Origin of the sequence: Cryobacterium zhongshanensis (assembly GCF_022760445.1) — a bacterium.
In the GTDB taxonomy this organism is placed as follows: Bacteria; Actinomycetota; Actinomycetes; order Actinomycetales; family Microbacteriaceae; genus Cryobacterium; species Cryobacterium algoricola.
In genome coordinates, this window is the sequence record NZ_JALGAR010000001.1 from 1,161,297 (window position 1) to 1,180,308 (window position 19,012).

At 68.0% G+C, this 19,012-nt stretch carries 14 protein-coding genes; 5 read left to right on the forward strand and 9 right to left on the reverse strand.

Annotated elements, in window-relative coordinates; genetic code table 11:
- Nucleotides 1–4,530, forward strand: a complete 4,530-nt coding sequence (locus MQH31_RS05265) for a hypothetical protein (RefSeq protein ID WP_243011192.1) — start codon at nt 1–3, stop codon at nt 4,528–4,530.
- Nucleotides 4,530–6,302, forward strand: coding sequence for a hypothetical protein (locus tag MQH31_RS05270; protein ID WP_243011193.1), 1,773 nt, complete (start codon nt 4,530–4,532; stop codon nt 6,300–6,302). The genes MQH31_RS05265 and MQH31_RS05270 overlap by 1 nt, the downstream gene beginning before the upstream one ends.
- A 31-nt stretch (nt 6,303–6,333) precedes the next feature.
- Here MQH31_RS05270 and MQH31_RS05275 read toward each other — a convergent pair whose 3' ends face one another.
- Nucleotides 6,334–6,792 (reverse strand): MarR family winged helix-turn-helix transcriptional regulator, encoded by a 459-nt coding sequence (locus MQH31_RS05275; RefSeq protein WP_134532469.1) that lies wholly within the window; start codon nt 6,790–6,792, stop codon nt 6,334–6,336.
- Between the two features lie 160 nt (nt 6,793–6,952).
- On the opposite strand from MQH31_RS05275, the gene MQH31_RS05280 reads away from it, so the two are divergent.
- From MQH31_RS05280 to MQH31_RS05290, 3 genes are all read left to right on the forward strand, one after another.
- On the forward strand, nt 6,953–7,768 hold the full coding sequence (locus MQH31_RS05280; RefSeq protein ID WP_243011194.1) for a bacteriorhodopsin: 816 nt from the start codon (nt 6,953–6,955) through the stop codon (nt 7,766–7,768).
- Nucleotides 7,769–7,854: 86 nt separating this feature from the next.
- The gene (locus tag MQH31_RS05285) at nt 7,855–9,330 is read left to right on the forward strand and encodes an MFS transporter (RefSeq protein ID WP_243011195.1); all 1,476 of its coding nucleotides are present in this window, start codon (nt 7,855–7,857) and stop codon (nt 9,328–9,330) included.
- 13 nt (nt 9,331–9,343) lie between these two features.
- On the forward strand, nt 9,344–9,670 hold the full coding sequence (locus MQH31_RS05290; RefSeq protein ID WP_243011196.1) for a DUF805 domain-containing protein: 327 nt from the start codon (nt 9,344–9,346) through the stop codon (nt 9,668–9,670).
- A 23-nt stretch (nt 9,671–9,693) separates the two neighbouring features.
- Here MQH31_RS05290 and MQH31_RS05295 read toward each other — a convergent pair whose 3' ends face one another.
- The 8 genes from MQH31_RS05295 to MQH31_RS05330 all read right to left on the reverse strand — a co-directional run bounded on the left by MQH31_RS05295 (nt 9,694) and on the right by MQH31_RS05330 (nt 18,954).
- Nucleotides 9,694–10,143 (reverse strand): universal stress protein, encoded by a 450-nt coding sequence (locus MQH31_RS05295; protein WP_134532461.1) that lies wholly within the window; start codon nt 10,141–10,143, stop codon nt 9,694–9,696.
- A 117-nt stretch (nt 10,144–10,260) separates the two neighbouring features.
- On the reverse strand, nt 10,261–11,268 hold the full coding sequence (locus MQH31_RS05300; protein WP_243011197.1) for a NosD domain-containing protein: 1,008 nt from the start codon (nt 11,266–11,268) through the stop codon (nt 10,261–10,263).
- A 380-nt stretch (nt 11,269–11,648) separates the two neighbouring features.
- Nucleotides 11,649–12,749 (reverse strand): right-handed parallel beta-helix repeat-containing protein, encoded by a 1,101-nt coding sequence (locus MQH31_RS05305; protein WP_243011198.1) that lies wholly within the window; start codon nt 12,747–12,749, stop codon nt 11,649–11,651.
- Nucleotides 12,749–14,689, reverse strand: coding sequence for a right-handed parallel beta-helix repeat-containing protein (locus MQH31_RS20845; RefSeq protein WP_243011199.1), 1,941 nt, complete (start codon nt 14,687–14,689; stop codon nt 12,749–12,751). The genes MQH31_RS05305 and MQH31_RS20845 overlap by 1 nt, the downstream gene beginning before the upstream one ends.
- A 62-nt stretch (nt 14,690–14,751) precedes the next feature.
- Nucleotides 14,752–16,044: a glycosyltransferase gene (locus tag MQH31_RS05315; RefSeq protein ID WP_134532453.1), complete on the reverse strand. Its 1,293-nt coding sequence runs from the start codon at nt 16,042–16,044 to the stop codon at nt 14,752–14,754.
- Nucleotides 16,045–16,242: 198 nt separating this feature from the next.
- Nucleotides 16,243–16,941 carry a TetR/AcrR family transcriptional regulator gene (locus tag MQH31_RS05320; RefSeq protein ID WP_243011200.1) on the reverse strand — a complete coding sequence of 233 codons (699 nt, stop codon included), beginning with the start codon at nt 16,939–16,941 and terminating at the stop codon, nt 16,243–16,245.
- Nucleotides 16,934–18,235 (reverse strand): ABC transporter permease, encoded by a 1,302-nt coding sequence (locus tag MQH31_RS05325; RefSeq protein WP_243011201.1) that lies wholly within the window; start codon nt 18,233–18,235, stop codon nt 16,934–16,936. The genes MQH31_RS05320 and MQH31_RS05325 overlap by 8 nt, the downstream gene beginning before the upstream one ends.
- Nucleotides 18,232–18,954 (reverse strand): ABC transporter ATP-binding protein, encoded by a 723-nt coding sequence (locus tag MQH31_RS05330; protein WP_134532447.1) that lies wholly within the window; start codon nt 18,952–18,954, stop codon nt 18,232–18,234. Before MQH31_RS05330 ends, MQH31_RS05325 begins: the two co-directional genes overlap by 4 nt.
- Nucleotides 18,955–19,012: the final 58 nt, after the last annotated feature.

Here is a 19,012-nt window from a genome sequence, read left to right on the forward strand (position 1 = left end):
ATGCCCGTCGACACCCCAGCCGTCCTGGCCAGAGTTCGCGAGCGCATCGCCACCCTGGCCGAGAAGCGCCGAACGCTCATCCGACGTCCGGCCGACCACCTTCGGCGCGGCGAGATCCTCACGCTCGACGACGACCTGCGCGCGATCATCGGCGGGCTGCGGGATCGCCTCGACCCGTGTGATGCCTCTCCGGAGGTTCCCCTGGTGCTGCTGCCCGTCCGTATCGAGAGCAAGCTGACACCGGGCACGTCGACGCTTCGGGTGCGCATCTCGCCCGACGAGGCGCACATCGACAGCCTGCTGCGCTCGGTGACGGACGCCGAGGTCGCGGCCGGGGTGGCGTACTGGTCGGCCGTCTGGGTCGACGCCGCCGATGCGTTCGCCTGGCCCGCACTCACCGCGGACGTCGGGGAACGTCGCGCCGGGTGGGTGGCCGAGGTCACGACGCCCACCAACCTCGCCACCCGAGGACAGGGTGCCCCGGTCTTCCCGGAATCACCGGAAGAGGTGGCCCACGGCACCGTGGCCCGCTGCCTTCCCGACCAGTTCGTGGTGCGGGTGTTTCCCAACGGAGCAGCACCGATTACGGTGACCGGTTCGCCGGTGGCGACCGACGTGCCGCTCTCGCCGATCGCGTTCGGCGACGACGAACTGAGCCAGGTGGCCGGCCTCACCGTGCCGCTCGGCTCGGAGTGGACAGTCGACTTCGATGCGGCAAAGAACGCGGGCCTGGGGGTGGAGGTGCAGCTGCCCGTCGGCACCACGCTCATCGACCGCATCGTGGTGGTCGGAACGCGCAACTCGGTCTCCGAGGAGGCCAACGCCGCCGACTTCGTCGACCTCCTCACCAGCCACAGGTTCACCGACGGCGTCTCGCTGCTGGCCCCCGGAACCGTCACCAACAATGCGGATGCCGAGCGCTCGCCGTATCACCCCGCCGCAAGCGCCGGTGGCCCGCAAGTGGAACCGCGCATGCCGTCGCGGGACGCGACTCGACTCGCGGCGGCCCTCGGCCTCGACGCTGCGTCCGTCGAACATCTCCTGCCCGCTGGACCGGTCTCGACCCAGGACGAGGCCCAGGCCGCCGCCAATACCGCACTCTGGTTCGCAACCTGGGAGCCTGTGCTCGAGCGTCTCGATGACCTCGCGATCCCCGCGGTCACCCCGGGAAGCATCGAGTCGGCCCGGCGCCTGCACCGTGACTACGTTCGCGGAGCGGGGGTGGCGCCGACGCTGCGCATCGGCGCCCAGCCCTACGGCGTGTTGCCGGTCGCGGATCTCGATGCCTGGAACCCGCGCTCCGGTGAGACCACGGCGCAGCTGGTGCCGCTCATCCGGCGCACGCTCTCCCGTTGGGCGAGCCGCGCGCCCGTCGTTCCCCATGTGCGTCCCGGCGGGCAGCTCGACGACCAGGACCTGCTCGACATGCTCGGCACCAGCCCGGTCGCCACGGGCGTGCGCGCCCGACCGGCGGTCGACGGCCCGCAGCTCGCGTCGTTCGCCGCTGCGACCGGAGCGGATCCCGCCCAACTGCTGGCTGAGGCTCGCCTGCGAACGGCAATCATGGCGCAGTTCTCCGTCGACGCCGCCAAGATCCTGCAGACTCCGGCGCCGCACGACGACTCCCGCACCATCGGCCTGCCCCTCGTTTCGGAGCGCGATGCCGATGTCGTGGCCGAGATCCTGGCCGGGACCACGCCGAAGGTCGACAGCGTGCTGCAGGCGCTGCTCGCCATCGCCTGGGACGGCGCCAAGCGACTGAGGTTCCGCGCCGCGCCCCAGGAGTTCGTCGGCCCGCTGGTCGATTTCGTGGAGCTCGACCCCGAGATCAGGAGGATCATCACGGTGGCGGCATCCGCCGACGCCGCCATCGACGACACCGCCCCCGAGCGCTTCTTCGCCGCCGCCGAGCGGGTCGCTTCCGTGCGGCACTTCGACGGACAGCCGACCGAGCGTGTGAGCATCGCCGCCATCGAACCGGTCGCCGAGGCCCGCACCTCCCTGGCACAGGTGGCACTCGATCTCGGCGACACGCCGCAGGCGAAGTGGCTCGGCAGCAGCGCCATCACCGAACTGCTCTATGCCTTCGGAGTGGGCGGCGAGGTGCGAGCCGCCATGATCGCGCTCGCGGCGGCCCCGCTCGACGAGCGTCGCATCGCCGTCGCCTCCGCGCTCGATCTGGCGTCCCATCGAGTCGACGCGTGGGCGACGGGCGTCGCGACGGCACGCCAGGGCACCCTGGCGGCAACCGCCCCGGTCGGAATGACCATCGGCGCGTTCGGCTACGTCGAGCAGATCCGTCTCGGAACGGCCCGGAGCGATCCGGATGGCTGGATCCACGCGCCGAGCAGCTCGCACGCCGTCGCCGCCGGCGTGCTCGCGAGCGCGCACCGTTCCAACATCGGCGCACTGCCGGGGAAGCAACCGTTCGCCATCGACCTGTCGAGTCGGCGCGGCGTCGAACTCCGACGCGTGCTCGAAGGCGTCGCGGCCGGGCAGTCGATCGGCGCCCTGCTCGGGTACCAGATCGAACGCGGCCTCGCCGGGACCTCGGCGGCCCGGTTCCAGCTGAGCCTGCGGCAGATCGCGCCCGCCGCCACCGATCAGCTCGGCAACGACGAAGCGCAAGAGGTCGCGGCAGCCCGCGTCGCCGCCGCCGACGTCGTCGACGGTGCAGAACTGCTCCGGCTGTTCCCGCTCGATACGCTCACGGCGGCCGACCCGCCGCTGCGCGCCCGCCTCAGCCTGAAGCCCGACAACGCCTTCGTCGAGAATTGGGACCCCGTGTCGAACCCGGAGTGGGACCTCCTGGTCGCAGCCCTGCGCGGAGCCGCCGCCACCCTCGACGCCGTCTCGGATGCCCTTCTGAGCGAGAGCGTCCTGCAGTACTCGTCCGGCAACCCGTCGCGCGCCTCCGCGGCAATGGACGCCATGGCCAGCGGCGCCGCCGTCGACCCCGACCTCGGCATCCTGGGCGTGCGCCAGACCGGACGCATCCTCACCCACGGCGTGTTCGCGGCCATCCCGGCCGGTGCGACCGGTTGGTCGGCCACCCGCCCCCGCGCCCTCGCCGAACCGAGGCTGGAAGCGTGGGCGGCGCGCCGACTCGGTGATCCCGCCGACATCTCGGTGACCGACGCCCCCAACCGTCACACCCTCGCCGAGGCCGGCTGGGCCGCTCTCGACCTGGTCTTCGCGGACGACGCGGCTTCCCTCGACCGTGAGCTGCGTGCAGCCATACCCGCCCTGGGCGACTCTCCGCTCGCGGACGGACTGCTGCGCGCCGCCACTCTCGCCGGCAGCCTCCGCTCGCTTGCGGCCGGAGGAACCCCGCTCGGTCCCGACTCGCTGGTGCGCACCGGAGTCGCCCCGGAACGCCTGATCGACACCGACGAGTTGATCGCGCGTGTCGGCGCCGTGCTCGACGCCCTCGCCGCCGCGCTCGCCTCCGGCCAGGCGGTCATCGCCGCCATCGACCCCGACAGCCTGGCCGTCGACGAGAGTGCCGTGGCCGACGTGATCGGCGCCGTGCGCGGGCTCGCGGCCTTCGGCGTTCCCTTGGTTCCGGATGCTGCGATTCCATCGAACGTCGCGTGGGCCGTCGGCGCGTGGCAGGCGGCGTTCGCGCGACTGGGGCAGGCCCGGGGGACACTCTCCGCCCTGAACGACCCGGCCCGCGACACCCCAGCCGCCCCGGGAGAGATCGTCGATGCCTGTCGCGCCGTCGCCGAGGGGATACTCGGCGACGGTTTCCTGCTCCTGCCCCTGCTGACGAAGCCCGCCGGCACCGACTCGTTCCACGCCGCGATCACCACGCCGGCCATGAAGAAGCAGCCGGCGCATGCACACGTCAACGCCTTCGTGCGTGATCACGCCTCGGTCCAGGCCGGCGTCGGACGTCTCGCCGAGGCGCAGCTACTCGGTGGGGCCCTCGGCATCCCGATCCCGCTGCGCATCGTGCAGCTCACGGAACACGATGAGGCCACCGGAGTCCCGGCCGCGGGCACGGAGCGCTGGCTGGCCGGGCCTCTCCCCGACGACATCCCCTGGCCGGCGGCATCCGCGAGCCACCTCGTCGTCGAACTCGTCGGTGGCCATGACGACTTCGCCGGGGCGTTCGCCGGACTCGCGATCGACGGCTGGGCCGAGACGCTGCCGTTCCAACCCGACCCCCGGGCATTCGATCCGGCGGCGCCGGACAACCCGCTTCGGGCGGCCAGGGCCACCACCGGGCTCGCCGTGCACGTCAACCAGGCATCGGCGAGGGCGCCGCAGGTGCTGCTCTCCGCCGTCTCGCCTGACGGCACCCGGTGGACGACCGATTCCGTCGTGGCGACGGTGTTGGAGGCCGTGGAGCTGGCCAAGGCCCGGCTGGTGACCTACGAGCACGCTCCGGGCGACGCCGCCATCCTGCCCGCTATCTACGTGGCGAGCCCGTGGCTGCAGGTCCGCACCGGGCTCCAGTTCACGGAATTGGCCACGGTGAAATGGGCCGGCGCCGGCATCCCGTTCCTGTCGGAGGTGAAGTGATGGCCGTCAAGATCCCCATCGACATGATGGTCAGCGCGGTGACCGACCAGAACCTGGCGGCGATCCTGAAGCTGCTGCAGGTCGCCGACCCACCGGCCATGGTGCGGCTCGAGCCCGACTCGGTCACCGGCGACCCGGCCCCCGGCGCCGAAGCGCGCATCGGCGATGCCGCGTGGATGCTCGGTCGGCAGTGGCAGTTCGGCGAGCTCACCGGCGAAGACGCCGGATCCGTCGTGTCGGTGCATGTGACGTCGAGCGCACTGCCGATCACGGCCTGGGCCCCCCTCCCGGGCGACACGATCGACCTGGCCGACGCCGACTGGCGGCCCTGGCGCGAGGGCGCGCTTCTCGAGGAACTCATCCAGGACGTGCCGGAACTCGCGTTCGGCGACGGTCTGCGACAGCGCGCCGAGGCAGGAGCCCAGCTCGTGGACCTCCTGGCCGACGCCGGCGAAGAGACGCTCGCACACTCGCTCACGGGCCGGCATCCGCTCACCCTCGACGACGACCCGAACGATCCACTCGGACTCGACGACCCGCAGGCCGCCCGCCTCTTCGCTGTGCTCGGCGGCGCCGTTCCCGACGGGGGAACACTCGCCATCGAGCTGCGCGCCGGAGATCCCGGCTGGATCGACGAGGCGACGGATGCCGTAGCCGCGCGTTCGGCGATCGCCGAGTGGCTGGCCTGGCTGGACGGCGAGCCCGATTCCGGGGGCGCCTGGTCGACCGAACGCCTGGAGTACCGCTTCGCGCTGCGTTTCGGAGACCAGGCCAACGCCGTGTTCGCCAGGGGCACCCAGTTCGGCTCGGCATCCGTGCGCTGGAGCGACCTCGACTGGGTCGAGGGCGCCACCGCCGAACTGCCGGACGCGGCACCGAGCGGCACCCCCGTCGGCAGCGAGGCGACCATGCTCGCCACTCCGCTACGGTTCCCCGGCATGCCGGCCGACCGCTACTGGCAGCTCGAGGACGGCGCGGTCGACGTGGGCGCCATCGAGGCGCAGACGAACGACCTCGCGAGGCTCTGCCTGGCCGAATTCGCACTGTCCTCGGGCGACGACTGGCTGGCCGTACCGGTCGACGGCCTGCTCGGAGCGGTCAACAGGGTCGGAACCGTCACCCTGACCGACGACTTCGGCGACGCGGTGACGGTTCCGGAGCTCGCCGATCCCGCATTCACCATGTTCGGCGTTTCGTCGGCGGCCGGGCGGATGCTCCCCGGCATCGTGTTGCCGCCCGTGGCCGTCGGCACACTCGTGGGCGAAGCCCTCGAAGACGTGCTGTTCCTGCGCGACGAGATGGCGAACATGGCCTGGGCCATCGAGAACTCAGTGCAGGGTCGAAGCGGCGACCCGCGGCGGCGCGCGAGCGAGCGGCCGCCCGTTCCCGATCCGTGGCCGGAGGGTCTCACCCAGGACGAGCGGGCGTACCGGCTGCAATCACTCGTGCCCGCGCACTGGATCCCGCTGGCACCCGTTGCGCTGACGCCCGGCCAGGTATCACTGCGCAAGGCGGCACTGCTCCGCGACGGAGTTCCCGTCATGCCGAGCGGCATCACCCTGCGTCCGACACCCCTCACCTTCCCCGGAGAAGAACTGCCGAGGGAGGGCGTGCACCTGCGCGCCGTACCCGTGCTGGCGAGGCGGGCCGACGGGCGCTACGCGCGGTGGGCGGCGTATCGGGTGCGCACCGGTCGGGGAGAGGCCTCCAGCCGTCTCGCCTGGGACTCGGCACTCTCATTCACCGACATGACGCACCCGCCGACAGCGTAGGTTCCGGCCAGGCCTCAGCGCGGTCCAGGCCTCAGAGCTGTGCCGATCGGATCCGCACTTCAGCGGCCACAGATGCGAGCGCAGCGGTGAACGCCTCGAGCTGTGCAGCGTCCAGGCCCGAGGTGGAGGCCGACAGCATGTCGGTGAAATCGCGGTGGATCTCGCCCATGACGTCATGCCCGTGGGGAGTCAGCTCGAGATAGAGACTGCGGCGATCACCGGGGTGGTCGATTCGATGAAGCAGGTCGATCTCGACCAGGCGGCGGGAGATCGCCGTGACCGCTCCCGTTGTCATCCCGAGGTGGGTTGCGAGGTCTTTCGGAGTGATCGACCCCATCCGCGCGATCCGGAAGAGCGCACGGAGTTCGGTTCCTGACACGCCGGCACGCTCGGCGATGCGGTGGCGGTTACCGTCGAGGGCACTCACGAATTCGGTAGCGGCGGCCGGGAAGCCGCTGAGCGTATGCGGGTGCCGTTCCGAGTGGTCCATGTTTCCTCCGGCCTGCGCTGGAGCGAGCCTTGTGTCGTCACGACTGGTGCATCTGATCTTAGCGAAATCAGGTCAAAAAGATGTTGACGATTTAGCTTACTTAACATGTAATTGAAACACTAAGTTATCTCGGGAACGCTGACCTTCTACGGAGCACGCCATGATTCCAGATATCCTCTCGCACGGGCAGTACGAGACCGTCTACAACTTCCTGTCGCTCGTCATCGCGTCGCAGCTCTTCACCGCCGTCTTCCTTGTGATCGCCCTGCCTCGCATCCTGCCGCGCTACCGGCAGGCCATCACGGTGGCCATCGTGGTCTGCGGCATCGCCGCCTACCACTACTTCCGCATCTTCGACTCGTTCAAGGCGGCGTTCGTGACGGATGCCGTCGGCGGAACGGGCGACTACTCCCAGGCCGTCGGCGCCGGGTTCAACGAGGGCTACCGCTACGTCGACTGGCTCCTCACCGTTCCGTTGCTCCTCGTCGAGCTCGTCGCGGTACTCGCCCTCGTGCGGTCCGTGCAGTCCGCGCTCTTGCGGAGGCTCGTTCCCGCCGCGGCGCTCATGATCATCCTCGGTTATCCGGGGGAGATCAGCGGCGACAACGGCCTGCGCGGACTGTTCGGCCTGCTGTCAACGATTCCGTTCGCCTACATCCTCTTCGTGCTCTTCGTCCAGCTGAGCAAGTCCCTCGACCAGCAGCCGTCCGGCGTCCGCAGGATCCTGAGTCAGCTGCGATTCCTGCTCCTGCTCAGCTGGGGCGTCTACCCGATCGCATACCTGCTGCCGCTGCTCAATATCTCGGGAGCGGATGCCTGGGTCTTCAAGCAGGTCGGCTATTCCGTCGCCGACATCCTCGCCAAGGCCGTCTACGCCGTGATCATCTACCAGGTCGCCCGAATCAAGTCCTTCGACGACGACCCCGCTTTCGCCCGAGACGAGCTTTCGCGGGACGAGGTCGCGACCCGCTCCTGACTCCGTACGCGGGACGGGTTGTGCGGTCGACGAGGGAGTGCGCGATAGTGTAATAGTTGATCCACATCAACCATTGGACATCTTCCGTGACGTCGTCTGCACTTTCCGTCCCGGTATCGGCCGACCTGGACGACACGATCGTGATGTCCCCGGTGCGGCGCAATGTGGCCATGATCGCCGTGCTGCTGTCGATGCTGATGACGAACATCGACACCTCGATCGTCAACGTCGCGCTTCCCCAGCTGGCGCACGACCTCGCCGTGACTCCGGCGGATGCCGTCTGGGTCGCGACTGCATTCCTGCTCGCGGTGTCCTGTTCCATACCCGCGATGACGGGCCTGGCCGACCAGATCGGGCGCAAGAGGATGTTCCTGATCGGCACCCCGGCGTTCACGGTCGCTTCGCTGGCCTGCGCCCTCTCGCCGACCTTCGGTGCGCTCGTGGCCGGACGGGTGCTTCAAGGCGTTGCCGCCGCGATGCTCTTCGCCGTCGCGATCCCGATCTACCGCCGCATCTTCCCGCCGGAGCGCCTGGGATTCGTGCTGGGCATGAACGCCATGGTCGTGGCCCTCGGCATCTGTGCAGGCCCCACCCTCGGCGGTCTCATCCTCGCTCAACTCGACTGGCCATGGCTGTTCCTGATCAACCTGCCGATCGGGGCTGTGGCGACCGTGCTCGGGATCGTGTTCCTCCCGAGCCGGCATCCCACCCGCGGCGGCTATGACCTTGCGGGGGCCCTCGCTGCGGCAGCCGCGATCGCGTGCTTCCTGCTGGGCATCCATCAGCTCACCGACACGTCGACGCTCTGGATCGCCGGGACCCTCCTGATCGGGTGCGGGCTCCTGGCCACGGTGTTCGCACTGATCGAACGGCGGGCTGCCCGGCCCGTTCTGCCGCCGAGCCTGTTCAACGGGCGTGTCACACTCGCAGTCCTCACTGCCTTCTGGTCGTTCTTCGGCCAGGGTGCCGCCTTCGTGGCTCTGCCGTTCCTCTTTCAAAGCGCCTATCACGCGAGCCCGCTCCAATCCGCCCTGCTGTTCACGCCCTGGCCGCTCATCATCATCATCGTGTCGCCGCTTTCCGGTCGACTTGCCGATAAATACCCCGGTGGGGCCCTCCCCGTGATCGGCCTGACGGTCTTCACTGTCGGACTGCTCGCCCTGTCCTTCCTCGGCGGCCAGCCGCCGCTCTTGCTCGTGCTCGCGAGCACCGGCCTGACCGGGCTCGGCTTCGCCATCTTCCAGCCGCCGAACAACCGGGACATGATGGCGGCGACTCCCATCCGGCACGCGAGTGCGATGGCGGGGGTGATGAACGTGAACCGGACCCTTGCCCAGTCGATGGGCGCCAGCGCCGTGAGCATCGCCCTGGTGCTGGTGGGCGCCTCATCCGTTTCGCCTGCCCTCGAAGCGCAGGGAGCCAACAACGCCCTGTTCCTGGCGGCCGCGGGATCCGCCGTCGCCGTGATCGTGAGCATCGTCAAGATGCGCCACCTCACGACCCTCGTGCCGGAATCTGGGAGGATGAAAGGACGTCCGGTACCACCGGCATCCCTCTTCTGAGTCAGGAACCACCATGACGTTCGGCGAATCGATCTCGACCGTGTTCAGCAAGTACGGTCAGTTCACCGGAGTCGCCAGTCGCTCGGAGTACTGGTGGTGGGTCCTCTTCGTGACAATCGTCGACTTCGTGCTCAACGCCCTGGACTCGGCGATGAATCCGACCTCGGCGTTCGGATTGTTCTCCGCGCTCTGGATCGCCGTCATCGTGCTGCCGTTCCTCGCGGTCGCGGCCCGACGCCTGCGGGATTCGGGCCTCTCCTGGAAATGGCTCTGGTTACTGCTATTCCCGATCGTCGGCGTGATCATCCTCATCGTGCTGCTCTGCCGGCCGAGTCGATAGTCACCGAAGCTGGGATGCTGTCGTCATCGCTCGCGCTGGGGGGCGCGCTTCGACCTGACGATGAGAACGGGGCATGCGGCGTGGTGGACGAGCTGATTGGAGACCGATCCGACGAGGAGTCCCGTGAAGCCACCGTAGCCACGTGAACCGACGATGAGGAGGTCGGCGGTCTGTGCCGCCTCGAGGAGCACCGTGACGGCGCCGCCGCGCACGATTCGCCCGGTCGCGGTGAGGCCGGAATCGGCGGCGGTTGTGAGGGCATCCGCCTGGATGCGCTCGCAGACCTCCTTGAAGGAGTCTTCGGGAACGATGTCTCCGGGAGTTCCGGCCATGATCGGATAGGACCAGGTCGTGACGATGGTCAGGTCGGCGCCGCGCAGCTTCGCCTCGACGATCGCCCAGTCGAGGGCCGTGAGTGACGGGTCGGACCCGTCGACGCCCACCACAATGTGAAACGCTCCAGTGTCGCTCATGGGATTCGTCCGCTCTCTCGGCAGGACGGCTGGCCCTGTCAGGTCATCATGCGGCACTTGCGGCGTGCGGTCAAGGCGTTCGGAGAAAATGCCCTGACCGCACCGCGAATGTGAGTCCTACAGGCAGCCCTTGTTCGTGAGACCGCTGCCGGCACCTGAGGTCTTGCAGTGCACCACGTTGCCCGCGGTCTTCGAAGCGTTGTTGACCTCGTAGCCGGGGACGCCGCCGGTGACTGTGTTGGCGGCGAAATCGTTCCTGCCGCCCCAACCGGAGAGCACGGAGTGCACCTGGAACGCGTCCTCGAGGGTTGAGGACCCGGAGTTGCCCGAGACCGAATACCCATTGCCCTTCACGTCGACCCAGGAGTCGGCCGAGTTGTCGCCGGAGTAGCCGGAGTGGCGGAAGGTGTTGCCGGTGATGCGCCCGCCGGTCGTGCCCTCCTTGATGTCGATGCCCTCGGCGGCGTTGTCCTCGATGCGGTTGTTCTGGATCAGAACATTGTCCGACTTGTCCGGGGAGGACGAGGAACCCATGACGGAACTCCAGTTACTGTTCGCACTGCCGACGTAGACGCCTTCGCCGTAGCTCGCCGAGGTGAGGCCGGTGTCGTGCACGTAGGAGTTCTTCAGAACCACGTTCGTGCTGCTGTGGCGCACGTGCACCCCCTCCTGGCCGATGTGCCCGACGTCGACGCTCGAGATGACCGTGTAGTCGGAATCGTCGAGCACGATGCCCTTGGCCGCCTTGTCGACCCGGAATCCCGTGAGATTCCAGTGCCCTCCCGTGACGTGCAGGGCATAACCGGAACCGGTCGACCCGGTCGTGAGCACGGCGGCCCGCGAGCCGGTGAGGGTGATCGGCGCCGTCCCGGTTCCGACGGCCGAGGCCTCGAACTTGCCGGAGTAGGTGCCGTCCGCGAGGTGAATGGTGTCGCCGGGCTTTGCGGCGCCGAGCGCGGTCTTCAGCTGAGCGGATGTCGACACATTCGTCACCGTCGCGGCGTGCGCCGTTCCGGGGGCGAGGACGACCCCCGCGAGCGCGACGGCGCCGGTCAGGAGGGCGGTGGTGGCCACGCGGCGCGGGGAGAGCCGCCGGTCGATGGGGGAGAGGGGGAGTAAACGCAACGGACGAGCAAATGAGTGGAGCACGAAATCAACAGCTTCCTGTGGAGTGAAACAGGAAGACTGTCTGACCGGTCGAACCTCGGGTGGACCACGAGGCCGACAACTCCCTGTCGGAGTGGACAGGGCACCACAGAACGTCGTCGACGGCATGACGGTATGACCGCATGGATGGATCGACAGAATATGGCAAATGACTTCGGCAGCACCCTGTAATAAGACAGGAGCCGAACCGGTCGCGTGCACGATGGCAGAGGCGGGGCGGGGATCAACAGCAGCCTGCAGATTACGGCAAGAATGCTGCCGGAAACTTGGAACGTTAGTTCACCCGACGATACACGTTCCTGAGGAAATCTCAAATGAATATTTGGTTTTCCCGAGGGTCAGCCGGCAGCGCAGCGAACATTCGAGGATCCCTCGCCGGCATCGGCGGAGGTGTTGCTGCACTCGACCACGTTGTCGTTGGCCGGCTTGAGGGCAAACCCGTAGCCGGGGCCGTTCACCGTGGCCTGGTTGTTGCGGAAGATGTTGCCAATGCCCCAGCCGTCGAGGATCTGATGGGTCTGGAATCCGTCCATCGGTGAGTTGACGCCGGTGTTGCCGTCGATGATCCAGCCATTGCCCTTGACATCGACCCACGAATCGGCGCTCGTGATGCCCGAACCATCGAAGTTGTTCTGCTGGAGGAATCCGCCGGTCGTGCCCTCCTTGATGTCCACACTTTCCGCGGTCGTCGCCGAGATCCGGTTGCCGATGATCGTGTTCCGGTCGCTGCGGTCCGGCTCGCAGCCGCTCACGTCGCACCAGTTGCTCTCGGCCGTTCCGACGTAGATGCCCTCGCCGAATTTCGGCCGGCGGAGCCCGGTGTCACTGATCTGGTTGTCTGCGACGCGGTTGTCGGTGCTGTTGTTGCGCAGGTGTACCGCCTCGTCGCCGATCTGGGACACCTGGAGGCCCTGGATGAGGGCGTTCCGGGTTTGGTCCGCCATGACGCCTTTCTGGCCGTTGCGCACGGCGAACCCGATCAGGTGCACGTAGGCGACGCGATCGAGGTGCAGCACGTAGCCGCCCTGTACACCGCCGCCGTCGAGGATGCTTCCGGCCGTGCCGCAGAGCGCGACCGGCGCATCGGCGGTGCCACCGGTGCGGAGAGTGAAGGTGCCCTGATAGACGCCGGGGGCCAGGCCGATCACGCTTCCGGGATTGACGGCGTCGAGGGCCGCCTGGAGCTCGCGCGCGGTCGTCACTGTCACCGTGAACGGCGGGCAGCCGGCCACGGTCTCGGGTGCAGGAGAAGCCGGCGAGGTGGACGGGGGCGTCGTGGGTTGCGTGAGGTTCTGGGTCTGGCCCGTGATGGCGACGATGACCATGATGGCGACGCTGACGACCGCGACTCCGAGGACGCCGGCGGTGAGCACCCACTGAAGGCGCGACGGCGTCCGGCGGCGCGCCGGGGCATCCGCCCGGTCTACGGAATCGGGCATCAGGGGGCGCCGCCGACGGACTCGCGCGAGACGATGCCGCGTGAGAGCGACGTGAGCGGCACACGCTCGGCGTACGGATGCCGGATCGCGCCGAACTGGGGACCGCTGCGGGTGAGTGCCGTCACGAGGAGCAAAAGCGCGAGCAACAGCCAGATCACGGTGAGCGGCTGGAACAGGGACCGGACCAGCGTGAGGGCCGTCGTCGCGCGCTGCCAGCCGGAGAGGTTGTTGCCCGCGACGACTGCTCCGGACGAGGTCTCGTCCCACACCGGAACGGCGCCGGAGCCCGAAAGCGCGTTGCTTACGACCCGCACAGACGTGGCGTCCCCCACGAGGCTCACGGCGTGGTTGGAGACGGCCCGGATGGTGTTGTCGGTGACACTGGCACCGGCGTTTCGGACGTACACGCCGGTCTGGCTGCCGCTGATCGCGTTGTTGCGCACACTCGTGTCGGTCACCCGGTCCCGGATTGCGATCGACTGGCGGGCCTGGTCCTTCAGGGTATTGCCGGCCACGACGACGCCCGACGCCCCGTCGTCGAGCACGATGCCCATGTCGTTGCGCGCGATGAGGCTCGAGTACACCCCAAGAGCCTGACCTCCGCTGAGTTCGATGCCGTACCTCCGGTTGTCTTCGACGGTGCTGCGGGTCACTGTACTCGAACCGAAGGATTCCACACCAGTGCCGATGGCGCTCGGACCGTCGGCCAGCGAACGGCCGTCGATCGACACGCCGTTGCGCCCGTTCTCCGTCGCGGTGATCTGGTCGAACATGATCCCCGAGCTCGACCTGGCCACCGTGAAGCCGTCGACGCCGCTGTTGACGGCGCTCGTCCGGGTTACCGTCGTGTCGGACACGAACCGGTGGAAGACGAGGCCATCGACGAGGCTGTTCATGATCCGGGTGTCGGTGATGGTGACACCCGCGGCGTGAGTGACGAAAAGACCGAAGGCGTTGCCGTCGATCGTGACGTCCTGGAACCCGGCGGACAGAGTCGCCGCGGAGGGCCCGTTCGCGGCGGCGGATCCGGCGGGCGCACGCAGGAGTTGCGGGGGGAGCACGGGGGCGCCGGCCAGGGGGGCGCCGGCCAGCGGGCCGGCGGCGGCCGTGGCGGAGGCACCGGCAGTGCCGGGAGCCTCCGCCGTGACCGAGCCGTCGGCTCCGGACGTGTCCGTCCCGCTGGCATCCGTCCCGGAGAGTGCCAGCCCGCCCGTCTCCCCGCTCCAGAAGCCGAGGTTCGCGATGCGGGCGTGCCAGACCGAGACAGTGCCGTCGATCATCCGGAGGTAGGCGCGACCGTCGGACGTATCGGTGTCGACCGCCCCGGTCCGGGTATTCCAGCTCTCGATGGCCACGGGCGCCGTCGCCGTGCCGTTGATGAGGACGGAGCCGCCGAGTCCGATCACGGACACGAACGTGCTCGGGTCGCTGCGGAGCCGCAGGGTGAGTCCATCCGTGGCGGTCAGCGACAGGGTTGCGCCGGTCAGGACGACGATGTTCTCGGAGAGCAGGTAGCCGCCATCCGCTTGCCGTACGAAGGTCGTCGGGGCGAAGGTGAGCAGGTCGGACACGAGGTAGGGCTGCGCCCGGGCCGGCAGGACGAGGGTCACGGAACTGCCCGTCGTGAGCCGATAGGGGCCCTGGAGCCCGGCGACCCGCCACTGGGCGGATGCCGAGACGCTGCGGATATAGCTGAGCCTGGCCTTCTCCGTGTCCACCAGGCTCGTCTCGCGGGTCGGGTCGCCGGGATAGAGAACGCCCTGGACATTCCCGTTGCGCGCGATCTCGGCTCGCCCGAAGGCGCTCGTGGGGGAGTGGAACACTCCCGTTGCGACGAGGATGAGGGCTGCCGCGAGTACGCCGGCGACGATGCCGGCGAGCGTGCCGAGGAGCACGAAACGTGCGCCGGCAGGACGAGCGGACTGGCGGTGTCTGCTCACGGTCGCTTGCACTCTCGGTGTCCGGGTGCGGGGCACCCGGACCGGCGCAACCCTGGTCCGTGTCACGGGGCCACCGCCGCTGGGGTGAGGGTGCGCGCGTCCTGGCCGTCACCGCCGATGGTGTCGTTGTGGCGGGTGAGCCAGCCCTGCCGGTTCATGGTGACGAGGGCATACGTCTTGATCGGGAGGGCGACGATGATGACGGCGAGGGCGAGCAACGGCAGGAGCAGCAGGTCCTTCGGGTGTCGGCGCAGGTGTGAGATCCCACGGATGCCGCGGCCGAGAAGCAGCCAGCCGATGGCTGCTGCGAACCCGACGACGCTCAACTCGAGGCGACTGAAGACCAGGTAGAACAGGGTGATGCCCATCGTGAGCGGGGTGAGCAGGATCTGGAGCACGGTCACCTTGGTGATGAACGGTACCCGCCAGAGCCAGCCCCTGGCCATGGCGGTGAGGTAGCACCGGTAGGAGTTGCGGCTCCAGCGCACGCGTTGCTTGACGAAGGCCCGGAAGCCGGTCGGGAACATCGACAGGGCGCGTGCGGATGCCTGGTGCACGGTTTTGTAGCCGGAGGCGAGCACGAGCCACGTCAGGCGGCCGTCGTCTCCGGAGATGCAGCGTCGGCCCAGGAAGAACTCGTTCTCGAGGTGGTCGAGCACGGGCAGGACCGCCGCCCGCCGATACACCGCCGTCCGCCCGGACACGCAGGGCACGGCCCCTGCCCGCCCCATGGCGGGCACGTAGTCGAGGTAGCGCAGGTCGACCAGCCAGTCTGCGATCCGTCGCCAGACACTCGTGCCGCTCTGGTACACGTTCTGGCGGGTACCGACCGCTCCGACCAGGGGGTCCTCGAAGGGCATCTGTACGTTTCTGAGCAGGTCCGGCTCCCACCACGTGTCCGAGTCCGTGAGAACGAGGAGGGTGTGCCTCGCCTCCCGGATCCCCGCCCCGAGCGCCGACCTCTTGCCCACATGATGGAAGAGGATCGGTCTGACGCGTGGATCGCCGATCCGGACGATGCGTTCGTAGGTGTCGACATCCGCGACGTCGAGCACGATCAGGATCTCGTTGGGGTTCTGGGCCCGCCAGGTATCGAGGCAACTCAACAGGATCTCGGGGTCCTCATGGAACGAGGGCACGATCACGGAGGTCGACGTTCGGAAGTCTGTGACGATCGCTGGGGCCCGATGCGACAGGATGAACCGGTACAGCCAGAGTCCCCAGACGATGGTTCCCGCAATGGCCAGGGGAAAATAGGAAACCACGACCCCCGCGTCGTGCACAACAGCACTCGCGATGGCGCCCCAGTCCAACGCGTAGCCGGGGTCAGCGGACACTGTCGATTCTGGGGGCATAGGGATCGGGTTCCTTGTGCTCGATTGTGCTGGTCAGCGGCGCCATTGAGCTGACTCGTCGAAGGTGTGCAGCGATTCAGTTCCGGGGTTCCGGCCGCACTCGCGAGTACGGCGTCAGGTACCTACTGAACCAAAGTAGACAATTCCTCACGTTTTGCAACCGCAGTGTGTGGATACACAGGGAGCTCAGCAGGTGGGCTAGTCGCTCCGCGGTTCGCGGGCATCCGTCGTGAACGGATTGACCCCGGTAATGCGTTCGACGAGGCCGATGGCGTGACGCAGGATGGCGCGGGGATCGGCAGAGTCGTCGGATTCCGAGGCCTTGCGCATCGCGAACCGGAGAACGCTGACCGCCAGCCCGACGACCATGTGCGCTTCGTCGAGGATGTCCGGCGTGGTCGCCGCCGTGCGCCCGCGGGTGGCGAAACGAAGGAGCACGATCTCCGCAAGCCGGTCCTCGAGTTCGGCAAGGCGGGTGATCTCACTCGTGAAGAGTTCTGGTGTGTTCTCGATGAGCGTGCGCCTGGCCCGGAGAAGCTCCCGGTCGGGCTCGCTCGCGTCGATCGCGGACTCGATCATCAGGACGAGTTCGGCGAGCACCGATCCGCCGGCGCCCGCGACGAACGTCTCCACGGCTGCCTCGGTCGGGATGGGCGCGGATGCCCCGAGGAAGGCGGCATCCTTCGTCGAAAAGTAGTTGAAGAAGGTGCGTGGAGAGACCTGGGCGGCCTCGCAGATCATCTCGACGGTGACGTGGTGGTAGCCATGTTCGCTGGCCTGGCCGATGGCGGCCGCTTCGAGCGCGGCCTGGGTGGCTGCGCGCTTGCGAGCGCGCAGCCCGTCGTCCTGCCCGGCGTCGGAGGGGGCGGTGTGCGTGGTCCCCGCCCCGTTACTCATACCGAAGGGCGTCGATGGGATTCTGTCGTGCGGCGGCCCTGGCCGGAAGGGTACCGGCGAGGAACGCGATGAGCATCACCACGCCGACGATGATGGCGATCGAAGCCGGTGCGAACTGCACGACCTGGAGGCCGGGCAGTGCAGAGAAGATCCCGTTCGCGAGGAGATTGCTGATGAGCGAGCCGACACCGATCGCGGCGACGACGCCGAGCGCGCTGCCGAGGAAGCCGATGAAGACCGCCTCCATGCTGAACAGGGCATAGACCCGGCCGCCGTTCATGCCCATGGCCTTCATCAGTCCGATCTCGCGGGTGCGTTCCTGCACGCTCATCAGCAGGGTGTTGACGATGCCGAACCCGGCGGCGATCAGGGCGATCACGGCGAAGGCGTTGAGCACGCCGATGATGACGTTGATCACGGTCTCGAAGGCGCCGATCGTGTCTGCGACGGTCTGGGATGAATATCCTTGTGCGCTGAGGTCGGCCTTGATCGTGGAGATCTCAGCCTTCGTCGCCGAGGCGTCGAAGTGCGCGACGGCGGTGGCATAGCCTGCGGAAACTCCGGCCGGCTCTCCGGTGATCGCGACGGTGTGCAGGTGGGCGACGAGGCTCCGGTTGAGGGCGGCACCGCTGCCGAGCAGCGTCTCGTTCTGCACGCCGACGACGGTGGCCGTGACGGTCTGCTGGCTTCCGGTGTAGTCGGTGATGCCGATGCTGACCGGCGTGCCGACGGCGGCCTGGGCGTTCGCGTAGCCGAGGTTCTTCAGGTACGTCGTCGGCAGGAGGAGCTGGTCGCTCGAACTGCTGTTGTCGAGTTGCGCTCCAGCGGCGAGGTCTGCCGTCGTGATGGTGCCGGTCTGGCTGACCGTGAGCTCGAACTTTCCGTTGTCGGCATATTCGACGTAGTCCGGCGAGACCCGCACGGCGGGGTCGACGCTCAGGATACCGGCGGTCGCCTTGATCTTCGCGAGGTCGGCCGCGGTCAAGGCCTGGATGGTCGAGCCGGGGCGAGATCCGTTGCCGAGGCTCACGGTCGTGGACTTGCTTGGGTCGTAGGCGGCCGGTCCGTCGCTGGCCGTGGCCGTCGCATCCGATGCCTTGGTGATGGTGAGCACGTCGGCGGCACCGATCGCCGAGACCTGACCGTTGATGTATGCGGTCACTCCGGTGCCGATGCCGCTCGTGATCGTGAGCGTGAAGGCTCCGATGAAGATGGCGATGACGGTGAGGCCGGTGCGGAGCTTGTTGCGGAAGCTGTTCTGGATGGCGGAGCGGACGATGTCGAGGAACTTCACGAGTGGGCTCCGCCTCTCTTGTGGGTTCCGGTTGGCGAGTCGGCTGTCTCTTCGAGGCCGTCGCGGATGAAGATCTGGCGGTCGCAGCGGGCGGCGAGCTCCGTGTCGTGGGTCACGATGATGAGCGTGATGCCGTTCTCCTTGTTGAGCTTGAAGAGGATGTCTTCCACGACCGTTCCGGTGGCGGAGTCGAGGTTTCCGGTCGGCTCGTCGGCGAAGATGACCTTGGGGTTGTTTACGAGGGCGCGCGCGATCACTGCGCGCTGCTTCTGCCCGCCGGAGAGGTTCTTCGCCTTGTTCTTGGCCTTGTCGGCCAGTTCGAGCTGTTCGAGTGCAGCCATGCCGCGGGCTTTGCGTTCCTTGGCCCCGACGCCGGCGATCGTGAGGGGGAGGACGACGTTCTCGAGCACGGTCGCGTTCGCAGTGAGGAAGAACTGCTGGAACACGAAACCGAAGTCCTGGTTGCGCAGCCGGTTGAGTTCCTTCGCCTTGAGCTTCTTGGCGTCGGTCCCTTCGACGAGGAGGACGCCGGAGTCCGGATCGTCGAGGAGCGCGAGAAGGTGCATGAGCGTCGACTTTCCCGAGCCGCTCTTTCCGACGATGGCTACGGACTCGCCGGCCTGGATGTCGAGGGAGACGCCTTTGAGCGCATCAAAGCGGTTGGCTCCGCTGCCATAGGACTTGCCGATGACCTGCGCGGACAAAACGGGAACACTCATGCGGGCTTTCCTTCGTTGGGTGACTGGAGCGCTTCGCTCGACCCGCGGAAGCCGTACC

Coding starts and splice junctions, on each gene's coding strand:
- MQH31_RS05295 (WP_134532461.1), bottom strand. CDS start 10,143: ATGAGCGACACTGGAGCGTTTCACATTGTGGTGGGCGTCGACGGGTCC.
- MQH31_RS05270 (WP_243011193.1), top strand. CDS start 4,530: ATGGCCGTCAAGATCCCCATCGACATGATGGTCAGCGCGGTGACCGAC.
- MQH31_RS05320 (WP_243011200.1), bottom strand. CDS start 16,941: ATGAGTAACGGGGCGGGGACCACGCACACCGCCCCCTCCGACGCCGGG.
- MQH31_RS05275 (WP_134532469.1), bottom strand. CDS start 6,792: ATGGACCACTCGGAACGGCACCCGCATACGCTCAGCGGCTTCCCGGCC.
- MQH31_RS05265 (WP_243011192.1), top strand. CDS start 1: ATGCCCGTCGACACCCCAGCCGTCCTGGCCAGAGTTCGCGAGCGCATC.
- MQH31_RS05290 (WP_243011196.1), top strand. CDS start 9,344: ATGACGTTCGGCGAATCGATCTCGACCGTGTTCAGCAAGTACGGTCAG.
- MQH31_RS05315 (WP_134532453.1), bottom strand. CDS start 16,044: ATGCCCCCAGAATCGACAGTGTCCGCTGACCCCGGCTACGCGTTGGAC.
- MQH31_RS05330 (WP_134532447.1), bottom strand. CDS start 18,954: ATGAGTGTTCCCGTTTTGTCCGCGCAGGTCATCGGCAAGTCCTATGGC.
- MQH31_RS05280 (WP_243011194.1), top strand. CDS start 6,953: ATGATTCCAGATATCCTCTCGCACGGGCAGTACGAGACCGTCTACAAC.
- MQH31_RS05305 (WP_243011198.1), bottom strand. CDS start 12,749: ATGCCCGATTCCGTAGACCGGGCGGATGCCCCGGCGCGCCGCCGGACG.